This window comes from Candidatus Caldatribacterium sp., from assembly GCA_014359405.1.
In the GTDB taxonomy this organism is placed as follows: domain Bacteria; phylum Atribacterota; class Atribacteria; order Atribacterales; family Caldatribacteriaceae; genus Caldatribacterium; species Caldatribacterium oleiphilum.
This window is the reverse complement of the sequence record JACIZN010000135.1, coordinates 1-4,562: the sequence shown is the minus strand read 5'-3', so window position 1 is coordinate 4,562 and position 4,562 is coordinate 1. Positions and strand designations below refer to the sequence as shown.

Below are 4,562 nucleotides of genomic sequence, written 5' to 3'. Positions count from 1 at the left end.
CGTTTCCATAGCTACTGTGAGCCGGGCTTTGAGTGGAAAGGGAAAAGTGAATCCGGAATTGAGAGAAAAGATTATCCGAAGGGCAAGGGAGTTAGGATATGTCTTTTCCGGGGTGTTTCCTATCTCCCAGCCCAAGAGGATTGTTCTCCTCTTCCCGACAGATGCCTTCTTCTGGGACAAGGTTGAAGAAGGTATAAACGACGCCATTAGCTTATTCACTCCGTGGGGCATTCACTTTGAGACGCATCGGACACAGGGGCACAACCTCTCTGAGCAAACGGTAATCCTTGAAAAGCTTCTTCGGGAAGAGGAACACATCGATGGTCTTGCTATAGTCCCCTCGGATCTCACCCGCCTTGATTACTTTATTAACGCCTTCTTCATTCGGGGCACAAAAGTTGTTACCTTTAACGTTGATGCTCCTTTGAGCAAGCGCGTCTTCTATGTGGGGCAGCATGGCGGAGAAGCGGGAAGACTTGCGGGGCGCATCTTTCACCTCCTTCTGGGTAACAGAAAAGGGGTAATCTGTACTCTGACAACCCACAAACAGGCGCCTTCCCATGTCATGCGCTGGCAGGGGTTGACCGATTTTGTTCGGGAAAAGGGGTTACCCTACGATGTGTCCCGGGTCATTGAGGTGAAGGATGAGGAAGAGGCATACCGAGTGGTCAAGGAGGACCTCCTTAAGGAAGAAGGGCTTTGTGGTATTTTCGTGAGCACGGCCTTTGGAAACTGTGGAGTTGGAAGAGCACTTAAGGAGACGGGTAAGCGAGGTATCGTGGTAGTAGGGAATGACCTCGCGAAAGAGTGGGAAGACTACCTCGACCAAGGCTTTATCGATTGCTGCCTGTATCAGTATCCTTACCTTCAGGGTTTCTTGAGTGTTGCCTTTCTCGTACAGCATCTTCTCTTTGGGTTTTCACTCGATGTGCACACCTTCTATCTCCCTACGATTCCGGTGTTCTCTAGAACAACGACTGGTCAGAACGTCCAGCACTTTGAGCGGCTCCTGAGCCGAATTCTTATCTGGGAAACGGGGAAGATGCCACAAGTTGCACCGGTCTCTCGGGGGGTATTGTCGTGACCTCAAAGGAGAGGGTTTTTACCGCGCTTTCACACGAAGAGCCAGATAGAGTGCCGATTACGGCGAGTTTCACCCCGGAATTCGCTGAGCGTCTTCGGAAGCACCTCGGTCTACCTCCAAAGGATACCAATCCTCATGGTGGCATCGTTCATGACCTTGAAGAGGCCCTTGGTCTTGATATTATCCAGTACTCTGTGGGAATTGCAAACTCGTACTATGCTTCTTCGGAGGACACTTACGTCTGTGAATGGGGAATTACCTGGAAACAGGTAGAGTACGAGACGCCTTTTGGAAAAGGGAAGTACACGGAGATTGCCGAACACCCCCTGGCTTCAGATGAACGCATTACCACTTATGTACCTCCTGACCCCAATCGGGAAGAACTCTATGCACCACTTAGAGGGGTACTCGAGCGGTACGAAAAAGAGTACTTCATTCTTGGGGTTACGGTTTGCACGATCTTCGAAGGTGCGTGGTACCTGCGGGGTCTTGATCGGCTCCTCGTGGATATGGTCACTGACGAAGAAAAGGCCAACGCCATTCTCGACATTCCCTTCCGTTTCCATCTTGAAGCAGCTAAACGCCTCGTGGCCATGGGTGTCCATGGCATATGGCTTGGGGATGATGTGGGGACTCAACGGGGAATGCTCATATCCCCTGAGCTCTGGCGTAAGTACCTGAAACCCCGCATGGCTTTGATCTGTTCAGAACTGAAGCACCTTAACCCTAACATTTTCATCGCGTACCACAGCGACGGCAACATCGAGCCTATCATTGATGAGCTCATTGAAATTGGTATCGATGTCCTCAACCCGGTGCAGCCTAAGGCTATGGATCCTGCCGTTTTGAAAAAACGGTACGGTACTCGTCTCTCCTTTTGGGGAACAATTGATGAGCAGGAAACACTACCTTTTGGGACTCCAGAAACGGTGCACCAGGAGGTTCGAGTACGCATAGAGACCATGGCTCCAGGTGGAGGGTTCATTATTGCTCCAACTCACCATGTACAGCTTGATACTCCCCTGGAGAATTTCTTTGCCTTCCTTGAGGCAGCAAAAACGTATGGAAAGTATCCGGTTTGCGTGTGAAGGAGGTGAGAAGAGAAGGCTTAGGCAGGTCGGAAGTTGTGCTTGCGGTTTTTGGGATTCCGTGAAAATTCTTGAAAGGGGGGAAGCAAAGTGAAGCGGAATCACCTTGTGGTGTTGGGGGTTGTGGCATTCCTGGTGGTGGGGAGTCTCTTCGCGTCCGTAGCTTTGGCTCAAGAGGAGAGTCCTTTCAAGGACATTACCATTCGCTTCTTCTGTGGTGGGCCTCCAGGTGGTCCCTTTGCAAGTGTCGTCTACCGAGGTGCCCAGCTTGCTGAGAAGCTCATGGGTTGCAAGGTGGAGTACGTTTGGTCCAACTGGGATCCGGAAACGATGGTGCGTCAGTTCAAAGAAGCCGTTGCGGCAAAGCCTGATGGCATTGCAGTCATGGGCCATCCAGGAGATGATGCTCTGCTCCCGCTTATTGACCAGGCTTTCGCTCAGGGTATCATTGTAACCTCTCAGAACACCACCCTTCCCAAGGCGGAAGAAAAGTACAGATCCCGGGGATTTGGCTATGTCGGCCAGGAGCTCTACGACTCTGGGCGTCTCCTTGGGAAAGGGTGTCTTGAACGATTCGATCTGAAGCCTGGAGACCGTGCCATGGTTTGGGGACTCCTCTCGCAGCCGACACGAGGCCTTCGAACCAAGGGTGTCATCGATGCGTTGGAGGAAGCTGGGCTTGTGGTTGACTATCTTGAGATTTCTCCTGAGGTGAACGCCGACGCTCCTCTTGGTGCTCCGGTATTTGCAGGATACGTTTCCTCTCACCCCGATGTAAAGCTTGTGGTAACGGATCATGGTGCGCTCACTGCTACTATGGAGACGTACTTCAAAGCGGCGGGCAAGGGACCTGATGACATGTACGGTGCTGGCTTTGACCTTTCTCCAGCCACCCTTGAGGCAATGCGTAAAGGGTACGTCGACCTCATTCATGACCAGCAGCAATTCCTGCAAGGATTCCTGCCCATTGTACAGCTCTGTCTGAGTATCAAGTACAAGTTTGCCGGTCTCCACATCGATACTGGTTCCGGCCTTGTGGACAAGAGCAACGTTGAGGAGATTGCTCCACTTGTTGAACGGGGGATTCGGTGAGCATGGCTGAACCTTCTGAAGTTCTCGTCAAAATGGTCAATATTCGAAAGTCCTTCGGACATGTGGAAGTCCTCCGAGGGGTAAACTTCGAGGTAGGGTACAATGAAATTGTTGGACTTTTGGGCGATAATGGAGCGGGAAAATCCACGCTCATCAAAATCCTCACCGGGGTTCATCAACCCGACTCTGGAGAGATTTACTGGAAGGGGCAGAAGCTCGTCAACTACTCTGTAGCTAAGGCGAGGGAGTTGGGTATCGAAACAGTTTTCCAGGAAAGGGCTCTCTCGGAGCAACATTCCCTCTGGCGCAATATTTTCATGGGTCGGGAAATCACCAGCCGGTGGGGGTTTCTGGATATCCGCAAGCAACGTGAGGAAGCGGAACGAATCATCCGAGAGTACATGGGCTTTACCTCTTCGGCTTTGAGTGTAGACGCAGTTGTGGGGACCATGTCCGGAGGCGAAAAACAGGGTGTGGCGATTGCCAGGGCCCTCCACTTCCAGGCAGACCTCATCATCCTCGATGAGCCAACGACGGGACTCTCGCTATCAGAGACACAAAAGGTCCTGAGCTTTGTCGAAGAAATCAAGAAGAAGGGGAAGTCGGCCATCTTTATCACCCACAATATCTACCATGTGTACCCTGTTGCCGATCGGATCGTGATTCTTGATCGTGGAAGAGTCGTAGGAGAGTTCATGAAGGCATCGATTCCTTTAGAGAAACTCGTTGAAAAGCTCTACCTTGTAGCCCGTACTGGCAGGCTCAACGACGAGGGTACTACTTCCGAAGAAACGCCAAAAGGCCCTCATGGTCTTGAGTCGCTCATGCCCTAAAAAGACCCCGGCTGAAAGGCCGGGGTCTTTTTGTTCCTTGAGATTTGGGGGGAGGAAGGATGCGGAACAGATGGCTTTCAGAAAATAGGACTCAGGTAAGCATTCTCTTTGTCCTTTGTGCCTTGCTCTTGCTTTTCACCATCAGCAGTCCAAGGACATTTCTCTCAGGCGATATCTACACCGCCTTCATGTCCACCTTGCCCTTCTCAATGATTATGGCTCTGTCGCTTACCCTTGTGGTGATCTGTGGAGAGATGGACCTCTCCTTTCCTTCTATCATGGGGTTCTGCGGGTACGTCTTCGCCCAGGTTTTCCATGCCACAGGAAGTGTGGCTTTTGCCCTTTTCGTCTGCATTCTCGTGGGTCTTGTCGCTGGGTATATCAATGGTTTTCTGGTTGTGAAGTTTAATCTCCCCTCTCTGGTGGTTACCATTGGGACTCAGTTTTTCTGGGCAGGCCTTACCC

5 protein-coding genes are annotated in these 4,562 nt (G+C 51.4%); all 5 read left to right on the top strand.

Annotated elements, in window-relative coordinates; genetic code table 11:
- Nucleotides 1–1,084 (top strand): LacI family DNA-binding transcriptional regulator (locus H5U36_09120; protein MBC7218277.1); only part of this gene is annotated, 1,084 nt, incomplete at its 5' end.
- Entirely contained in the window at nt 1,081–2,172 is a 1,092-nt protein-coding gene (locus tag H5U36_09115; GenBank protein ID MBC7218276.1) for a hypothetical protein, read from the top strand. The genes H5U36_09120 and H5U36_09115, both read left to right, overlap by 4 nt.
- Before the next feature lie 90 nt (nt 2,173–2,262).
- On the top strand, nt 2,263–3,264 hold the full coding sequence (locus tag H5U36_09110; GenBank protein ID MBC7218275.1) for a substrate-binding domain-containing protein: 1,002 nt from the start codon (nt 2,263–2,265) through the stop codon (nt 3,262–3,264).
- A 2-nt stretch (nt 3,265–3,266) separates the two neighbouring features.
- Complete coding sequence (locus H5U36_09105; protein MBC7218274.1) at nt 3,267–4,097, top strand: sugar ABC transporter ATP-binding protein; 831 nt, start codon at nt 3,267–3,269, stop codon at nt 4,095–4,097.
- Between the two features lie 59 nt (nt 4,098–4,156).
- On the top strand, nt 4,157–4,562 hold a 406-nt coding region (locus tag H5U36_09100; GenBank protein ID MBC7218273.1), incomplete at its 3' end, for an ABC transporter permease.